The 18468-nt window shown below is 30.5% G+C and carries 19 protein-coding genes and 1 other annotated feature; of the genes, 3 read left to right on the top strand and 16 right to left on the bottom strand.

All coding sequences use genetic code 11. From position 1 onward, the window contains the following. Window positions 1–4: 4 nt before the first annotated feature. Complete coding sequence (locus tag BLV79_RS01270) at window positions 5–1786, bottom strand: ABC transporter ATP-binding protein (RefSeq protein WP_074715401.1); 1782 nt, start codon at window positions 1784–1786, stop codon at window positions 5–7. A gap of 183 nt (window positions 1787–1969) precedes the next feature. Here BLV79_RS01270 and BLV79_RS01275 point away from each other — a divergent pair, with 183 nt between their 5' ends. Together BLV79_RS01275 and BLV79_RS01280 are read left to right on the top strand one after the other, a co-directional pair. Next, on the top strand, window positions 1970–2548 hold the full coding sequence (locus BLV79_RS01275; protein WP_074715404.1) for a TetR/AcrR family transcriptional regulator: 579 nt from the start codon (window positions 1970–1972) through the stop codon (window positions 2546–2548). 80 nt (window positions 2549–2628) lie between these two features. Further along, entirely contained in the window at window positions 2629–3735 is a 1107-nt protein-coding gene (locus BLV79_RS01280; RefSeq protein ID WP_074715407.1) for a prephenate dehydrogenase, read from the top strand. Window positions 3736–3879: 144 nt separating this feature from the next. Here the strand turns inward: BLV79_RS01280 and aroA are convergent, their stop codons facing one another. The 6 genes from aroA to BLV79_RS01310 form a co-directional block, all read right to left on the bottom strand. After that, entirely contained in the window at window positions 3880–5238 is a 1359-nt protein-coding gene (gene aroA, locus BLV79_RS01285; RefSeq protein ID WP_074715410.1) for a 3-phosphoshikimate 1-carboxyvinyltransferase, read from the bottom strand. A gap of 228 nt (window positions 5239–5466) precedes the next feature. Beyond that, the gene (locus BLV79_RS01290) at window positions 5467–5808 is read right to left on the bottom strand and encodes a PilZ domain-containing protein (RefSeq protein WP_074715413.1); all 342 of its coding nucleotides are present in this window, start codon (window positions 5806–5808) and stop codon (window positions 5467–5469) included. Window positions 5809–5950: 142 nt separating this feature from the next. Further along, the gene (gene queA / locus BLV79_RS01295; RefSeq protein WP_074715416.1) at window positions 5951–7000 is read right to left on the bottom strand and encodes a tRNA preQ1(34) S-adenosylmethionine ribosyltransferase-isomerase QueA; all 1050 of its coding nucleotides are present in this window, start codon (window positions 6998–7000) and stop codon (window positions 5951–5953) included. A 33-nt stretch (window positions 7001–7033) separates the two neighbouring features. Continuing rightward, the gene (gene pheT / locus BLV79_RS01300; RefSeq protein ID WP_074715417.1) at window positions 7034–9454 is read right to left on the bottom strand and encodes a phenylalanine--tRNA ligase subunit beta; all 2421 of its coding nucleotides are present in this window, start codon (window positions 9452–9454) and stop codon (window positions 7034–7036) included. 66 nt (window positions 9455–9520) lie between these two features. Beyond that, a complete protein-coding gene (gene pheS, locus BLV79_RS01305; RefSeq protein WP_074715420.1) occupies window positions 9521–10540 on the bottom strand; it encodes a phenylalanine--tRNA ligase subunit alpha in 1020 nt (339 codons plus the stop codon). 113 nt (window positions 10541–10653) lie between these two features. Continuing rightward, window positions 10654–10927, bottom strand: a binding site (T-box leader). A 65-nt stretch (window positions 10928–10992) separates the two neighbouring features. Further along, window positions 10993–11730 carry a lysophospholipid acyltransferase family protein gene (locus BLV79_RS01310; protein WP_074715422.1) on the bottom strand — a complete coding sequence of 246 codons (738 nt, stop codon included), beginning with the start codon at window positions 11728–11730 and terminating at the stop codon, window positions 10993–10995. Window positions 11731–11884: 154 nt separating this feature from the next. Here BLV79_RS01310 and lexA point away from each other — a divergent pair, with 154 nt between their 5' ends. Beyond that, the gene (gene lexA / locus BLV79_RS01315; protein ID WP_074715425.1) at window positions 11885–12499 is read left to right on the top strand and encodes a transcriptional repressor LexA; all 615 of its coding nucleotides are present in this window, start codon (window positions 11885–11887) and stop codon (window positions 12497–12499) included. 227 nt (window positions 12500–12726) lie between these two features. Here lexA and rsfS read toward each other — a convergent pair whose 3' ends face one another. From rsfS to BLV79_RS01360, 9 genes are all read right to left on the bottom strand, one after another. Then, the gene (gene rsfS / locus BLV79_RS01320; protein WP_074715428.1) at window positions 12727–13065 is read right to left on the bottom strand and encodes a ribosome silencing factor; all 339 of its coding nucleotides are present in this window, start codon (window positions 13063–13065) and stop codon (window positions 12727–12729) included. 2 nt (window positions 13066–13067) lie between these two features. Beyond that, on the bottom strand, window positions 13068–13682 hold the full coding sequence (yqeK, locus tag BLV79_RS01325) for a bis(5'-nucleosyl)-tetraphosphatase (symmetrical) YqeK (protein ID WP_074715430.1): 615 nt from the start codon (window positions 13680–13682) through the stop codon (window positions 13068–13070). Window positions 13683–13708: 26 nt separating this feature from the next. Next, window positions 13709–14311, bottom strand: a complete 603-nt coding sequence (gene nadD, locus BLV79_RS01330; protein WP_074715433.1) for a nicotinate-nucleotide adenylyltransferase — start codon at window positions 14309–14311, stop codon at window positions 13709–13711. Between the two features lie 81 nt (window positions 14312–14392). Beyond that, window positions 14393–14683 (bottom strand): ribosome assembly RNA-binding protein YhbY, encoded by a 291-nt coding sequence (gene yhbY / locus BLV79_RS01335; RefSeq protein WP_074715436.1) that lies wholly within the window; start codon window positions 14681–14683, stop codon window positions 14393–14395. A 67-nt stretch (window positions 14684–14750) separates the two neighbouring features. After that, entirely contained in the window at window positions 14751–16034 is a 1284-nt protein-coding gene (obgE, locus tag BLV79_RS01340) for a GTPase ObgE (RefSeq protein ID WP_074715438.1), read from the bottom strand. Between the two features lie 158 nt (window positions 16035–16192). Continuing rightward, on the bottom strand, window positions 16193–16480 hold the full coding sequence (rpmA, locus tag BLV79_RS01345; protein ID WP_074715441.1) for a 50S ribosomal protein L27: 288 nt from the start codon (window positions 16478–16480) through the stop codon (window positions 16193–16195). Between the two features lie 3 nt (window positions 16481–16483). Continuing rightward, window positions 16484–16816 carry a ribosomal-processing cysteine protease Prp gene (locus BLV79_RS01350; protein ID WP_074715443.1) on the bottom strand — a complete coding sequence of 111 codons (333 nt, stop codon included), beginning with the start codon at window positions 16814–16816 and terminating at the stop codon, window positions 16484–16486. Between the two features lie 11 nt (window positions 16817–16827). Next, window positions 16828–17136, bottom strand: coding sequence for a 50S ribosomal protein L21 (gene rplU, locus BLV79_RS01355; protein ID WP_022748121.1), 309 nt, complete (start codon window positions 17134–17136; stop codon window positions 16828–16830). A gap of 158 nt (window positions 17137–17294) precedes the next feature. Continuing rightward, a complete protein-coding gene (locus BLV79_RS01360) occupies window positions 17295–18467 on the bottom strand; it encodes a ribonuclease E/G (protein ID WP_074715446.1) in 1173 nt (390 codons plus the stop codon). Between the last annotated feature and the right edge of the window lies 1 nt (window position 18468).

Genomic DNA, 18468 nt, shown 5'->3' on the forward strand with positions numbered 1-18468 from the left:
CCTCTTACATATCCTTTTTGATTTCATCTTCAGAAAGTTGAGAAGATGCAATTTCATAATACACAGCACAATTTTTTAGAAGTTCTTTATGCGTTCCATATCCTACCAGTTTTCCTTCATCTAAAACCACTATCTTATCCGCATCTTTAATTGTTCCAATTCTTTGTGCTACAATCAACGAAGTTGTTTCTTTTTTCTGCATTTTCAATTGTTCTCTTAATATTCTATCAGTTTTATAATCAAGTGCTGAAAAAGAATCATCAAACAATAAAATCTCTGGTTTACGCGCAATAGCTCTAGCGATTGAAATTCTTTGTTTTTGTCCTCCAGAAACATTTGTTCCTCCTTGTGATATAACCGATCTAAAGCCTTTTTTCATTTTTTCAACAAATTCTTTTGACTGTGATATTTCAATTGCTTCTTTTACTATTGATTCTGCTTTATCATTAGAAATATTATCACTATTATCTCCAAACATTATATTAGAAAAAATACTTCCTTTAAAAAGTACGGCTTTTTGTGGCACATAACCAAGTTTTTTTCTCAAAATGTCTTTTGAATACTCTTTTACATTTACACCATCGATCAAAATCTGACCTTCTGTCACATCATAAAATCTTGGAATTAAATTAATTAATGTGCTCTTACCACTTCCTGTTGCACCAATAAATGCTACTGTCTCACCCTTTTTTGCAGTAAAGCTAATATCTTTAATTGCATATTCATTAGAATACGGATATTTGAATCCTACATTTCTAAACTCAATCTCACCTTCACTTTTCTGATTATTTTCAGTTACTGCTCCATCAAAAATTTTCGTATTAGTTTCAAGAACTTCATTTATACGTTTTGCCGAAATATTAGCCCTTGGAAAAATAAAGAAAACTACAATTAGCATCATAAAAGCCATAATAACTTGTATTGCATATGATGAAAAAACAACCATATCCGAAAATAATTGGAATTTCTCGCCTATATCTTTTGCATTTTTAATTATATACATACCAATCCAATATATAACTAATGGTAAAGACGAAATAAGCAAGGACATCATTGGAAAAACAGATGCCATACTTCTTCCCGTAAACAAATTTGTTCTCATTACATTTGTATTTGCTACATCAAATTTTTCTTCTTGATATTTTTCAGCATTATAGGCTCTGACAACTCTTATACCTGATAAATTTTCTCTCGTAACTTTATTTAAATTATCTGTAAGAGTTTGGAGCTTTCTAAATTTAGGTAAAACTAAAGCAATCATTATAATCAAATACATCATTAAAACACAAACAGCCACTCCTGTAGCAAATGACCACTGCCAATTTTTGTTTAATATTTTAAGAATAGCCCATGTTGCTAAAATGGGAGCTTTAATTACAACCTGTAATCCCATTGCAATCAAGGTTTGAATCTGTGTAATGTCATTAGTTGTACGTGTTATCAATGAATCTGTTGAAAACGTATTAATCTCTTCCATTGTAAATGTCATTGTTTTTTCATATACAAGACCGCGTAATCTTTTAGCTAATCCAGCTGCTACTTTAGCTGCTAAAAAGCCAACTAAACATGACGCCAACATGCTTCCAAATGCACACAAAAGCATATACACGCCATTTTCTATTATTTCTCTAACATGACCACCATTTTTTGTTTCAAGTAATTTTGTAATATCCGCCATATAATCTGGTAATTTCAAATCCAAACCAACTTGCAATATTATAAAAAACAAAGAAATTATAATAAATAAAATTTCTTTTTTTGTAAATTTTTTAAAAATTTTTATCATTATTCTTTCCTTTCCTAGATTTATTCTGATAATTGACTCTTGCAAAAACGCATGATATCATTTTACTGTTTATTTATTTTATAAACAATAATCAAATAATTATTTTTGTCAAATAATAGACTAAATAAAGATATTGTCTATTTATTTTGCTATTATATTTTATTTATCGTTATGGAGGAAACTATGAAAAAAAATGCAAATTCTAATGATCTTCGTGTTTTAAAAACAAAAAAATTATTAAAAGACTCTTTAGTTTTACTACTTAATAATAAATCAATTTCAAATATCAAAGTGACCGAGCTTTGCCAAAATGCTATGATTAGCAAAGGTACCTTTTATTTACATTACAACGATATCTATGACCTTTATCGTGAAACATTACAACAATATTTAACTCAATTTATTGAATGTGTAGATTTTTGGGAAGACTTCTCTAACGATCCAACTCAATTTACCCTTAAACTTCTTAATTTAAATAAAAAGAAAAAAACTGTCAAAATACCCAAATATTTATTTGATATAAAGGATGCATTTATCGGTCATGAATTTGCTAAAATGATAATTCAACTATTAATCGATAAGATTTTTTCGTTTAGTACTTTACCTAATACCAAAGAAAACAGTATTAAGTTAGAATGTTATTTTTCTAGTTTTTCATTTATCACATTTTTTCAGCATCCTGAAAGTGATAATGAACTAATTGCTCCTATTATTTCACAACAACTTTTTAGTTTTTTTCCTGAACTTTATAACAATTTATAAATTTAAATCAATAAAGTGTTTGACTAACCCAAAAAATATAGTACAATTGTAAGTGGATTAGACAATTTTAGGAGGACTTTATGAAAATAACAAAAATAGGGTTTATCGGATTAGGATTAATTGGGGCATCAATTGCAAAAAAAATAAAACATGATAATCCGGAAATAAAGATAATAGCAACAGCTAAACATGAAAAAACTATTATTGATGCTTTTAATATTGAACTTATAGATAATAACACATTACTTCCAATGAAGGCTTTTAGTGAATGTGACTGTATCTTTCTTTGTGCACCAGTAAAAAATAATATTGAATATTTAAAAGATTTAAAGAATATAATTAAACCATCCTGCATAATAACAGATGTTGGGAGCACAAAAACAGAAATACATGAAAATGTATCTTCACTTGGTCTCGAAAATAATTTCATCGGCGGGCATCCAATGACTGGATCTGAAAAAACTGGCTTAGCAAATGCAAATCGTTACCTTTTAGAAAATGCATATTATATAATCACACCAACTGAAAAAACAACAAAGGAGCAATTGAATGAATTTTCAAAATTTGTATCCTCTCTTGGTTCAATTCCATTAATTTTAGATTACAAATTTCATGATCATGCAACAGCTGCAATTAGCCATTTACCACACATGATTGCATTTTCACTTGTTTCTTTGATTGAAGAAATCGATAATAATGATCAAATAATGAAAACTATTGCTGCCGGAGGTTTTAGAGATATGACTAGAATCGCTTCATCTTCTCCAGCAATGTGGCAAAGCATTTGTATGTCAAACACTAAAGAAATAACGAATCTCATGGATAAATTTGTCAACAGATTAAATTCTCTAAAGAAAACTCTGTTAAAAGATCCCTCTTCACCAGATTTATTTTCTTATTTTGAAAACTGTAAAGAATACAGAGATTCAATGTTAATTCCTGTTTCGAATTTACAACAAATGACATACGAACTGTATTTAGATCTTGTTGATGAAGCTGGAAGTATTGCAACAATTGCCACTATTTTAGCTACTAATCAAATCAGTATTAAAAATATAGGTATAATTAATAATCGAGAATTTGAAGAAGGCGTTTTAAGAATAGAATTCTATGATGAATTATCATTAATTAAATCCAAGGAAATTCTTAAATCCAAGAATTATACTATTTACCAAAGAAAATCATAAACATAGACGTTATACTTTCTATAAAAACTAATCTTATCCTTAATAAGATAAAAGAATCAAATCCTGCATTTTAAAATCAGCGTGCAAGTTTTGATTCTTTTTTTATTTCATTATTATTTTTTCTTTTTCCCTTTTCTTTATTCCTTAATATAATCCCTCTAACACTTCAAAATAATTTTCAAATGTCTTTTTACAACATAAAGGATTCTTAATAGTAATGCAACCATTTCTTAATCCTGTTAATGCAAAAGCCATCGCAACTCTATGATCCTCATATGTTTCTATTTCTATAAATTTTTTTGACTCATCGAATTGCTGTATAACTTTTTGATCAAAATTATCAATTGGATATATCACAACATCTACATTACCATCTGAATTGTTCTTAATCTCTGACTCAACATTTAGTGCCTGCAAATTTGATACTATTGCATTTATTCTGTCACATTCCTGAAATCTAATATGTCCAATGTTTTTTATAGTAACTGGAGAATCTGCATATACTGATATTGCAGCTAAAGTTAATGCCTGATCTGAAAACATCGATAAATCCCAGCTTCCGCCTTTTAGTCGATTAGATTTTACTTCACTTCTTGGTTTGACAACAATTTCGTGCTCTTCATCCTCTTCTACTGCACATCCCATATCCTTTAAAACATCAAGAAAAGCTATATCTCCTTGAAGTGATTCTTTTTTTACACCTTTTACCTTTGCAGGAATTCCACAAATAGCGCCTATTGAATAAAAATAACAAGCTGCTGAAATATCTGGCTCAACTTTATATTCACTACAACTATATGATGAATCTTTTGCTATTTTATAAGTTTTGTTTTCGAATTGTTCAACTTCTATTCCAAACTGTTTCATCATTTTAATTGTCATCTTAACATAGGCCATTCCATGAACCCCTGTGATATTAATATAAAAATCTTTTTTTAATATAATTGACGAAATCAACAAAGCACTTAAAAACTGGCTACTTTTATTTATATCGACTGTTACTTTGTTTTTTAAAATTGATGTATCCTCATTGTGTATTTTTAATGGGAAATGATATTTTTCATCCAAATATTCAATCTTAACACCTAACTCTTCTAAACCAATTAGCAATTCTTTCATAGGCCTTTTTTTCATTTGTTCAGAAGAATTTATTGTATACTCACCTTCATTCAAAGCACAAAAAGCTGTCAAAAAACGTGCTGCCGTTCCAGCACTTCCTACATTTATTGTTGCTTTTTGATTTGGAATTTTACCACCTTTCCCCTCAATATTTACAATTGCATTTTTTTCGTCAACCACAACCTTAAAGCCTAAATCTTGTAATGCCTTCAAAAAATGTCTAGAATCATCACTGAATAGTATTCCTTCAACCTTGCAATTACTATTCGTTAATGCCGCTAACAACAATGCTCTATTTGTTATGCTTTTTGAACCTGGCACTAATACTTCAATTTGATCCTGCCTATTAAGCTTTTTTACATTATATTCTTTTATCACTTTCATATCTAATACTCCATATCTATAAATTTATCTAGTTAATATTTTTTCAATGTACCCTTGGTTACTTGTCTCTAAATTAATTCAATGTCTATTGAATGTTACTGAATTTATTAACTTGGTTATCATTCAACATTATACAACAAAAGAGTGTGATCAATAAATACAACCACACTCTTATTGTTTATCTTTATTAATACAAAACTTGACTTCTTCAAAAATTGTATAAAACGATTACAAATCATTAAAAATCTGATAAATATCTATCTTTAATGCATCTGTATCTGTCATTCCTATGAAAACACATCCATAATGGTAAGAACCATCCTCATTGTCTTCTCTGCGGACTATCTCTATAACTGCATCCACAACTTCTTGAGTCCATATTTGAATCTTTGTATCATAATAAGTACCAACATCGAGTTTCTGATTAGCTGTAAAACCTATACCACTTCTTGAAATATCTGTTACTGTAACATGAACATATTTTAATGTAGTTATACCTTCTTGATCTAAACGTTCCAATTGAATAGATACGTCTAAATCAAGCCTTTTATGTTTACGCTTTTCTTCCATATCATATTCTCCTTTATGTTGTCATAAGTGCTGGCATTATTTTATCTTATCTAATTTCAAACAAAGCCTCTATGAATATATAATATTACAATCATATATCTTTGGCAATATTGTTTTTACAATTTTAATATATGACAAAAAATTACTCTTCATCTCCTATAATATCATCTGTAATAAACATCGCATCACCAAAACTAAAGAAACGATATCTTTCTTCAATGGCCTTTTCGTATGCATTTAATACATGCTCACGTCCGGCTAACGCTGAAACTAACATCACAAGAGTTGACTCTGGTAAATGGAAATTTGTAATCAAAGCATCAATTACTTTGAATTTATAACCTGGATATATAAAGATTTCCGTCCATCCACTTGTCTCTTTTAGCATACCATTTTCATCTGCCGCTGCCTCAAGAGTTCTAGTACTTGTAGTACCAACTGCAATAACTCTATTTCCAGTTTCCTTTGCTTTATTGATTTTATCCGCCGCTTCTTTAGACACCATATAAAACTCAGAATGCATATGATGATCTAATACATTTTCAACCTTAACCGGTCTAAATGTTCCAAGACCAACATGCAAAGTAACTTCAGCAATATCAACTCCCATGTCTCTAACTTGCTGTAATAACTCAGGTGTAAAATGAAGACCCGCTGTTGGTGCTGCTGCTGAACCATCATATTTTGCATAAACAGTTTGATATCTGTTTTTATCAGCTAACTGATGTGTTATATATGGTGGAAGTGGCATTTGTCCTAATTGATCAAGAATTTCTTCAAAAATACCTTCATAATAGAATTTTATCAATCTATTACCTTCTTCTATTATATCGACAACCTCGCCAACTAATATACCCTCTCCGAAAATAATTCTTGTTCCAATTTTTGCTTTCTTACCTGGTTTAACCAAAGTTTCCCAAATATCGTTTTCTTTTCTTTTAAGGAGAAGAATCTCTATTTTAGCTTGAGTATCTTCCTTAACACCATATAATCTTGCAGGTAAAACTTTTGTATTGTTAATTACCAAACAATCTCCAGGTCTAAGAAAATGTGTAATATCTCTAAAATGTTTATGTTTGATATCACCTGACTTCTTGTCTAATAATAATAATCTAGAACTTGAACGATCTTCTAGTGGATCTTGGGCAATTAGCTCCTGTGGAAGGTCGTAATAAAAATCTTTTACATCCATTTTAAAAACCTCTAAAATCTTTCTATAAACTTTTTATGCTCTAAGTTCAATTCCTAATCCTTCAAGACCATTTAAAATCTTCTTCATTGCTTTTGTAATATCGTTTTCTTCAAGATTCTTTTCTTTTCCTCTAAATACTAATGAATATGCAACTGACTTAAAGCCTTCTTTAATCTGTTCACCTTCATATATATCAAACAATTTATAACTTTCTAAATATTTGCCACCTCTTTGATCAAATATTTTTTCTATATCTCCTACTAAAACATCCTTAGGCACTACCATAGATAAATCTCTTGTAGATGCTGGGAAATTAACAATTTGTTTATATTTATAATCAAATGATGCATTCTTAGTGATAGATTCCATATCTAATACTGCAAGATAAACTCTACCTTTTATTGCATAATTTGATGCAACTGTTGGATGAACCTCGCCAATGTATCCAATTACTTCTCCGTTATAAATTACATTAGCTTGTCTACCTGGGTGCAAGAAATTTAATTTAGATTCTGGTGAATATTCTACCTTATCTCTCATTCCTACAGACTCAAATACTTCTTCAATAAAGCCTTTCATGTCGAAGAAATCACCTTCTCCATACATTCCAAGTGTTAATTTCATTTTTTCATCTGGAAGTTCTGTAATTGGAAGCTGTTTTGGTAAATATACATTACCTAATTCATATAATCTAACATTCTGATTTCTTCTACCAAAGTTAGTTGATAAAGATGTCATCATACCATTTACTGATAAAGTTCTCATGATAGAATAATCTTCACCTAGAGGATTAGCAATCTTGATTGCTTTTCTTGATTCATCATCTTTATCTAGAAGTAATTTATCAAATACTTTTGGACTTTCAAATGAGTATGTCATACCCTGTGAAAATCCACAATGCTCTACAGTGTTTTTTACCATTTTTTCAATATAATGTTTGAATGAAATCTTTCCTGTAGTTGACTGACCATTTGGAAGTGTAGTTGGTACTTTATCGTATCCATAAAAACGAATAACTTCTTCTGCAATATCAGCATCACACAATAAATCCTGTCTCCAAGAAGGAACTTCTATTTCATTTGTTTGAGCATTATATACTAAATCAATCTTTTTGAAATAAGAAATCATAGTATCTTTATCAATATCTGTTCCTAAAAGTTTATTATACTTTTCAGGTTCAAAAGGAATTTTAACTCCTTCTCTCTTAACAGGATATATATCAATTGCTCCGCCTACAACTTCACCTACACCTAATTCTTCAATTAACTGACAAGCTCTATTCATAGCAACAAGAGCTAAATTAGGATCTAATCCCTTTTCGAATTTTGAAGATGCATCTGTTCTCATGCCTAATTTTTTGCTAGATAATCTGATATTTGTTCCATCAAAACAAGCTGCTTCAAAAAGAACATCCTTAACATTTTCTGTTATCATTGAGTTTTCTCCACCCATGATACCAGCAATACCTACAGGTTTTTCTCCATCATTAATCATCAAGATATTTTCATCGAGTTTTCTTGTTTGACCATCTAATGTTACAAATTCGTCACCATCTTTAGCTGTGTTTACAACAATTTCATTTCCGCTAATTGTTGATAAATCATATGCATGCATTGGTTGACCAAACTCTTCCATTACATAATTAGTAATATCTACTAAATTATTAATTGGTCTGATTCCCTGTGCACGTAATCTGTTTTGCATCCATTTTGGTGAAGGAGCAAATTTAACGTTTTTTACAACTCTTGCAGTATATCTTTTACATAAATCATTGTTTTCAACTCTTACTTTAATGAAATCATTTACATTTTCAGAGTTTCCTACTTCTTTTACTACTGGTGGTACAAACTTCTTATCAAAAGTTGCTGCTGCTTCTCTAGCAATTCCCAAAATAGAAAAACAATCAACTCTGTTAGAAGTAACTTCATATTCAACTATTAAATCATCTAGTCCTAAATATGATACTGCACTTTCACCTACTACGGCATCATCTGGTAAAATGTATAATCCATCTTCTGCTGCATCTGGGAACATCTCAGTTGTAGAACCAAGTTCATCAATTGAACACATCATACCATATGATTCAACGCCTCTGAGTTTTCCTTTTTTGATTTTTACTCCACCTTCAACAAGTTTTCCATCATGTCCTCCAGCGACTCTTCCTCCATCTAATACAACTGGAACTTTTGCACCTTCGAAAACATTTGGAGCACCTGTTACAATCTGAATCAACTCGTCTTGTCCAATATTAACTTGACAAATTACCAACTTATCAGCATCTGGATGCTGTTCAACTTTTTCTACTTTACCTATTACAATTTTATCAAGATCTTTATCTAATCTGACACCCTGTTCTACTTTAGTTCCAGATAATGTCATTGCATCCATATATTCTTGATCAGTACACTCTAATCCTGGTACTAAATCTTTAATCCAATTTAATGATGTATTCATCCTTCTATCCTCTCCATCTTTTTTGATTCTATATCACAATTCAAATAAACAAAATATAATTTACCTTTAGAATTGTTCTAAAAATCTATCATCATTTTCATATAATAATCTCATATCATCAATTTCGTATTTAAGAAGTGTAATACGTTCTAGGCCTACACCAAATGCGAATCCTTGATATTCATTTGGATCAATTCCGCTCATCTTAAGAACCTTAGGATGAACCATTCCACAACCTAAGATTTCAATCCAGCCTTCGCCCTTACAGAATCTACATCCTTTACCACCACATTTAAAGCAACTAATATCCATTTCAGCTGATGGCTCAGTAAATGGAAAATGATGTGGTCTAAATTTTACTTTAGTATCATCACCGAACATCTGTCTAACAAACTTAGTTAATGTTCCTTTTAAATCTGAGAATGTTACATTCTTGTCAATTACCATACCTTCAATCTGATGGAATGATGGAGAATGTGTTGCATCAACTTCATCAGCTCTGAAAACTCTACCTGGAGCAATCATTCTAATTGGAGGTTTTTGTCTTTCCATAACCCTAACCTGAACTGGTGAAGTCTGTGTTCTAAGAAGGATTTTGTCATTAATATAAAAAGTATCCTGTTCATCTTTAGCTGGATGATTAGCTGGAATATTTAAAGCTTCAAAATTGTAATAATCTTCTTCAATTTCCGGTCCTTCTACTACTTCATATCCCATACCTGTAAAAATACGTTCAACTTCATTTAACACTAATGTATTTGGATGTGAATGTCCAACTTTCTTCTTTTTAGCTGGTAATGTAACATCAATAACTTCTTCCTTTAGTTTAATGTCTAAAGCTTCTTTTTCCAATTTTACTTTAGTTTCTTCTAAAATAGTCTCTATTTGTTTTCTAGCTTCATTAACCATCTGACCAACTTTTGGGCGATCTTCTGGTTTAACATCTTTCATACTCTTCAATACCGCAGTTAATTCACCTTTTTTTCCTAAAAATGCAACTCTTACATCATTTAATGCACTTAAGTTCGATGCCTCTTTAATCTGGCGAATAGCGCTATCTTTAATCTCTAGCAATTTTTCGTTCATTTTCGTCTCCTTTTACTTATTCTTCAAATATTTATTTTACAATCTAAATTTATAGCATATAAATTAGCTTTTAAATTTAAATAATTACGCAAAAAAAAAGCTCCATCCCACAAAATAGGGACGAAACTAATATCCGCGATACCACCCTGATTCCCATCTAAATACAATAAAAACAATACTATTTACTATTGCATTAAATAAGCTCTCATATACTTAACGTGTATTAACGTCACAAACTACCCAACTCTATAATCAATTTACAGGCCTTCATTTGCGCAGCTCCTGTGTGAAATTCAATAATGAACCTTATGTAAGGAAGCTTCCAGCTTATAACTTCCTCTCTCTTAACATGTATTCATACCTACTATGCACATTCACAGCCTTTAACATTTATTTATTCTATCACACTTGATTAATTAGTTCAAGCTTTTCCTTCAAAGTTTGTAATACTATTATAATTTTTCAGAATTGATTTTTTTCATCTCTTCTGCAATTTTTTGTTCAATTCTTCTTTTGACTTCTAATGCAATCTCTCTAGTTTTCATTCCCTTGTATTCATCATAATAAATAGGTTCCAAATAGTGCACATACGTCTTTATTTTTCCAAAGCTTATTGCATTAAAAACCTTATATGAATCAATTAATGCTACTGGAACAATTGGTACCTTAGATTTTAAAGCAATCTTAAAGGAACCTGGTTTAAAATCTGTCAAAATATTCCTATTATTATTTTTATAGCCACCTTCAGGAAAAATAATCACAGCCTGTCCCTCTTTTACAGACTCTGCAACCTGTGAAATTATTTTCATTCCTTGTCTAGGATTATTAATTTCTAGTCTTCTGCCACCAACTAAATCGACAAATTCTCTAACTAAAACTGTATACGATTTCTTTTTATCCATAACAAATGAACAAGGTTTATCATGTGTGTTAATTATTCCCAAGACATCATACTTTCCCTGATGATTTGGATACATTATATAGCCTGAATCTTCTGGCAAATTGTTTTCCCCGGACGAAATTGTATGAATACGTCCCGTTTTATTCATCAATTCTATTACATGTCTTACTAAAGAATATCTTTTTTCTTCGGAATAATATTCAGGATGATCAGCCCAAAATCTCATCTTCGGAATCATATATGGAGCTCTAAATAAATTCATAAAAATAACATAAAATAATTTAAACATACTTTTTCTCTTTCTTTTTTTCTTACCCTTATAAGATAAAATTATATAGTAAAGGCACCTATTTTGCAACATATCATATACTGAATATATGTTTGCATAAAATAATTATGTATGCTATCATGTACCTAATATTAATATTATGGAGGTCATCAAAATGGCGTACGGAAAAATCTCCGCTAAACAACAACAAATATTGAATTATATAAAGTCAGAAATCACCCAAAAAGGTTATCCCCCAACAGTTAGAAATATCTGTGAAGCCGTAAATCTTCGATCTACCTCTTCAGTTCACGCTCATCTAGAAACGTTAGAACGTAATGGTTATATTCGACGAGATCCAGCCAAACCAAGAGCCATTGAAATCCTAGATAATAGTTTTAATGAAATCCGCAAAAATATAGTAGCTGTACCCATAATTAGAAAAATCACAGCCGATTTGCCAATTACAGCAAGTGAAAATATCGAAGACTATTTTCCACTTCCAGAAGAAAAAATGCCTAACCCAAATTCTTTCATGCTAAGGATTCAAGATGATAGCATGATTGACTCTGGAATCTATAATAATGATTTAATTCTAGTTGAATATACTGCCAAGGTTTCTGATGGCGATAAAGTAGTCGCTTTAATTAATGATGAAATAACTGTTAAAAAGTTTTTTAAAGAAAATGACCACATTCGTCTACAAGCCGAAAATAAAACAATTGATCCTCTCATTGTTAAAAAATGTTCTATTCTTGGTAAAGTTGTCGGTGTTTTTAGATTTTTATAATTTTTTACATATACAATACAGACTTATCTATATATAATAGAATAACTCCTCACAGGATATGATAGAATCATTTAATCTATAAAACATCTATCAATTCCAGGCTAGGAGTTATTCTAAAAAATACATATAATAATATTTCTACATAGACAGGTATGTTACATAAAAACTCTCTAATAGTTCTTCTATGGACAATTTATACTATTAAATATTTTTTATTAAAATCAGAACTAAAATTCTACAAGTTCGCCATCCGACCAAACTTTATCAAGGTTGTAAAATTCTCTTTCTTCTTTGTTAAAGATATGAATTACAACATCATTATAATCCATCAAAATCCAAGATGAATTAGCACTACCTTCTACTCGCTTACTGTTGATTCCATTTTTATACATTACTTCTTCAACAATATCCATCATAGCTTGTAATTGACTTGAATTATCTCCACTCGCTAATACAAAATAATCTGCTAAAACAGAAATCTTAGTAATATCTAAAACTTTAACATCAAATGCTTTTTTATCATCTAACGCATTTGCTATTTTTTTTACAATCTCTAATAACTCCATTCTTAATCCTCCAACTTTTCTTCAGTGACAGTTTTCATATCTCCACGAATAAATTCTTTATAGTATTCGTAAGTTAATTCACTTGTCTTATCTATTGAACCTTTTTTTGAACGTAAATACTTTAAGGTATCTCCTGAAATATAAGCAACACATTTATCTATATCTTCAAATGCAATTTTACGAATAAACTGAAGCCTTGGCATTTTGTTTCGACGTGGTTCAATATAATCTGCTACATACACTATTTTATCCAACAAACTCATACCTGGCATTCCTGTCGTATGAACACGTATAGCATTTAATATTTCTTCATCATCAACACCATACTTATCTTTAGCAACAATAGCGCCTGCTTTAGAATGCAACAAAAATGGATTTTCAATTTCAACATCAGATATTTCAACATCAGCATCTCTGCATATCCTTATTTTTTCATCATCTGATATACATTTAGCACAATCATGTAATACGCCAGCTAACATTGCCTTATCAATATCTGAATAACCTGTTGCCATTGCTAAACATGCACAAGTATACATAACACCTTTTGTATGTTCATATCTATCTTTATCAAGTTCTTTTTTTAATTTTTTTCTAATACTTTTTATGTCGTACACCGCCTTTTAGCCATCCCTTCAAAAATTTAATATAGATTCTGATTAATTATATATTCAAAAACCTTATCATTTAAAAATTTCTTTGCCTCTTCATATTCTTTATTCATAAACAAAGATCTGATTGTAGTAGATGAAATGTCAATTTTAGGGCATTCTACAACAAAAACATTTACTGGAAAAATAGTATTTAAATACTCGATTTTTTTTTCAAGATATTCATTCGTATATTCATCTCTATTAATAACAATTATATCTGAATACTTTGCAATAATTTCAGGATTCTTCCATTTTTCAAAGTAATCTATAGAATCAGCTCCCATAATGAAAAATAATTCATCTTGTGGATACTTATCATACATATTCTTAATTGTAATATATGTATAGCTTCTTGAATCAGATAATACTTCTATATCCGATATCTCTATTCCATTTATGTTCTCAACTGCATACTTACACATAGTACTTCTATCATCTCCAGTAACCATCTTGCTTTCATCTTTATTAGGAGAATGTCCAGCCGGAACAATTATTACTTTATCCAATTTACATTTTTCTTTTGCCATTTTAGCCATATACACATGTCCATTATGTATAGGGTCAAACGAACCACCTAAAATTCCTATTCTCATATCATCCGCCTACATCTGTCTTTAACTTTTCGAATGTATCATATAATATTTAAAACATGTACTCACATCTAAAATCAATTACTACTTTGGTAAATTGATTTTAGGATTACGTTTTGCTTTTCTATATAAAATTATTTTCTTTCCAATAACTCTTACAACAGTTGAGTGTGTTCTTTCTGCCATTATTTCAGCTATTTCTCTTGGATCATCAGCACAATTTTTTAACACTGAAATTTTTATAAGTTCTCTTTTTTCTAATGCTAAATCAATTGCCTGTACGATTTCAGGAGTAAGTGATGATTTACCCACCTGAAAAATTGGTGTCAATGTACTTGCTAAACTACTTAAATACGCACGTTGTTTACTTGTCATAGTATCTCCTTTATTTGTATAACTTACTATTCTATATAATTTAAATTTTTAAATGTTATGTTTAATATTATTCATAATAATCAAATTCAAAATCGCAAACTCTTACTGTATCACCATCTTGAATTCCTAAATTTTTCAACTCTTCAAGGATTCCTTGATCTTTCATAAATTTTTGGAAGAACAAGAAACCTTTCTCACTTTCAATATTAGTATATCCGAGCATTCTTTCTACTCTTTGTCCCTCAACTACATAAACATCATCGCTTTCTTGTCGAACAATACATGGTTCCTCGCTACTAACTTTAACTGATGGATCAAATTCTGACTCATAAACAGTAGCTCCTTGTGGAAGAGTAGATAATAAATTCTTGACACAATATAAAAGTTCTTTTAATCCTTTTCCACTTACAGCAGAAATTGGATAAACCTCTATTCCATCGTCTTTAAATTCATCTCTTAGTTTTTCAATTATTTCATTTTCTTCACCATAAATTGCATCAATTTTATTAGCCGCAATAACTTGTGGTTTTTTTAATAATTCTGGATTGTACGCCTCTAATTCCTTATTGATAGCTTTAATATCTGCAACTGGATCTCTTCCTTCTGTTCCGGCTGCATCAACCATATGAACCATTACTTTTGTACGTTCAATATGTCTTAAAAACTCATGGCCTAATCCTACACCTTCCGATGCACCTTCAATCAAACCAGGAATATCAGCTATAACAAATCCAAAGCCTTCATCTAAATCAACAACTCCTAAATTAGGTTGTAATGTTGTAAAATGATAATTTGCAATTTTAGGTTGAGCATTAGTTACTCTTGATAAAAATGTTGACTTACCAACATTAGGGAATCCAACCAAGCCAACATCAGCAATAACTTTTAGTTCTAATAAAACTTCTATTTCAACTGCTTCTCCACCTGGCTGAGCATATTTAGGTGCCTGCATAGTTGGTGTTGCATAATGAACATTTCCTTTTCCACCGCGACCACCACGTAAAACAGTTACTTTTTGATTATCGCCAGACATATCCGCAATAACTCTTCCCGTTTCGGCATCTTTTATTATTGTTCCTTCTGGAACCTTCAAAATTAAATCTGCACCATTTTTTCCATGCATTTTCTTTTTGCTACCTTCATCTCCTGGTTCAGCAGCAAATTTCCTACGATGTCTATAATCAGTAAGTGTATTAAGACCTTTATCTACAACAAAGATAACGTCTCCACCCTTACCTCCATCTCCACCATCAGGTCCACCGTTAGGTACATATTTTTCACGTCTAAATGACACGTGTCCATTACCACCCTTACCTGATTTTATAATTATTTTCGCGCGATCTGCAAACATATTATCACCTCAAAACTCATGTTTATGTTTATAACTACAAATAGCCCTTGTTCTAACGGAACTCCTTATATAAAAAAATAACAGCATCCTTAATCAGAAACATTGTATTTACTTATATAAAGAGCCCCGGCTTTACAGTCGGGGCTACAATAAGAAAATTAATCGTTAGCTACTGGATAAACAGAAGCTTGTTTACGATCTCTTCCAACTCTTTCGAATCTTAAAATACCATCAACCTTAGCAAAAAGTGTATCATCTCCACCTTTACCAACGTTTACACCTGGATGAATTTTTGTTCCACGCTGTTTATATAAAATATTACCAGCTTTAACGAACTGTCCATCTGCTCTTTTAGCGCCTAATCTCTTAGACTCTGAGTCTCTACCGTTCTTTGTAGAACCAACTCCTTTTTTATGAGCGAACAACTGAAGGTTCAATTCTAACATGTCTTACACCTCCTCATAACTAATGGTTATATAATCTTCACCATATTTATTCTTAATGTCTATTATTGACAATTCTAACATTCTCAATAACAGCTGAACATCATGTCTACCACGAAGACACTTAGTATCCACTCTCAAGTCAACATATCCGTCCTTAAAACCACACGAATATCTAACTTTAGTAAGCTTATCAATTGCATTTTCAGTTGCATAAACAACTGTAGAAACTGCTGCGCACACAACATCTTCTCCTGGATCAGCGAATTCTGCGTGTCCATCAAATGTAAAACCGACAAGCCTTGATTTTTTATCCTTATAGAATTTTGTTGTAATCATAATTCTATAAATTAAGCATTGATTTTTTCAATCTTAACACGTGTGAATGACTGTCTATGTCCGTTTTTCTTGTGATATCCAGTTTTTCTCTTGTATTTGTATACAATAATCTTTTTAGCTCTACCTTCTTCAACAACTGAAGCTTCTACTGATGCTCCTTCTACTGTTGGATTACCTGCTTTAAAGCTATCGCCTGATACTGCTAAAACCTGATCAAAAGTAACTTTCTCACCAGCTTCAACACCAAGCTTTTCAATGGTAATGATATCGCCCTCGGCTACTTTATACTGTTTACCACCTGTTGCTATAATTGCGTACATATGGCACCTCCTATTATCATTACTCGCCAGTTTTGGTGATAGTCAATTACAATTCACTACACTTATACCTAACTGTGCGGCATACTCAAGTATAATAACATACATATATTGATAAGTCAATTAAAAAATATAAAACAAAATAAAATTTATATTAAATATTATCGTAAAATATCTACCAATGATTTTGATGTTTTCTTTCGTGTCAGCTCAATTAAACCTAATTTTGTAATATCAATAAAATCAGTTTTAACAGAATCTTTTGATATCTCAGCTTTCAAACACTGAATAAGCTTCTCATTTTGTTTTTTCGAATCCATATTAATAAAATCTATAATTACCATTCCACTAATGTTTCTCAGTCGAAGCTGTCTAGCTATTTCAACTGCTGCTTCACAGTTTACTTTTTCAATTACATTTTTTTGTTTTGAGCCCTTACTAGTATTAACATCAATAATTGTTAATGTTTCTAATGATTCTATTATAATGTTAGCACCAGATTTTAGTTTTACTGTTTTTTGAGTAAGTTCATCTACAAAACGTCTTATATTATATAGCGTCTTTAAACTTACGTCTTTATCATCATAAAACTTAATAACCTCTCTATCACAAAGATAACCTAAATGTTCTTTAATTTGCTGATAAACTTCTTCTATATCTGTATATATGTAATCAATATTCTTGGCATTCTGACTTTTTATCTTAGAAATATAACCCTTAGGTGCATTATAGAGAACATCATACATGCTCCTATGTTCTGAAAAACTTTTTATATTATTAAATAAAGTCGTCAGTTTTATAATATCTTTCTCAACCATGTCTATTTTGACTTCTTTTGCATTAGTCCTAATTAATATTCCATAGTCTTTACTTTTATATTTTAAAGATAAATCAATCATTTTTTTTCTTTGATCTACATCTAATTTTCTAGAGACACTCATCTTCTTATTTCGTGTTGTAACCAGAGCATAATCTCCCTCAAGTGTAAAATCACAACTTGCCACTGGTTCCTTTGTTTTAATAGCTTCTTTTACTATTTGTATGACTATCTCATCTCCAACAGATAAAAGCTTTCTAGTACTATTTCTTTTCGTATAAATAATATTATTAACCTTATTCAAAGGAAGATAACATCTTTGAGTTGGAGAAATTCTCACAAATGCAGCATTTAAGTTTTCTATAACATTTTCTACTTTTCCAATATAAATATTGTTCAAAATAGAATCATTCAAAAACAGTTGAAAATCAAGCAAATCTCTATTTTCATCTAATAAATTATACGCTAAATATGTTTTGTTATATATCTCCACATTTGTTATCGCTAAGCGATTCATC

This window comes from Lachnobacterium bovis DSM 14045, assembly GCF_900107245.1.
Lineage (GTDB): Bacteria > Bacillota > Clostridia > Lachnospirales > Lachnospiraceae > Roseburia > Roseburia bovis.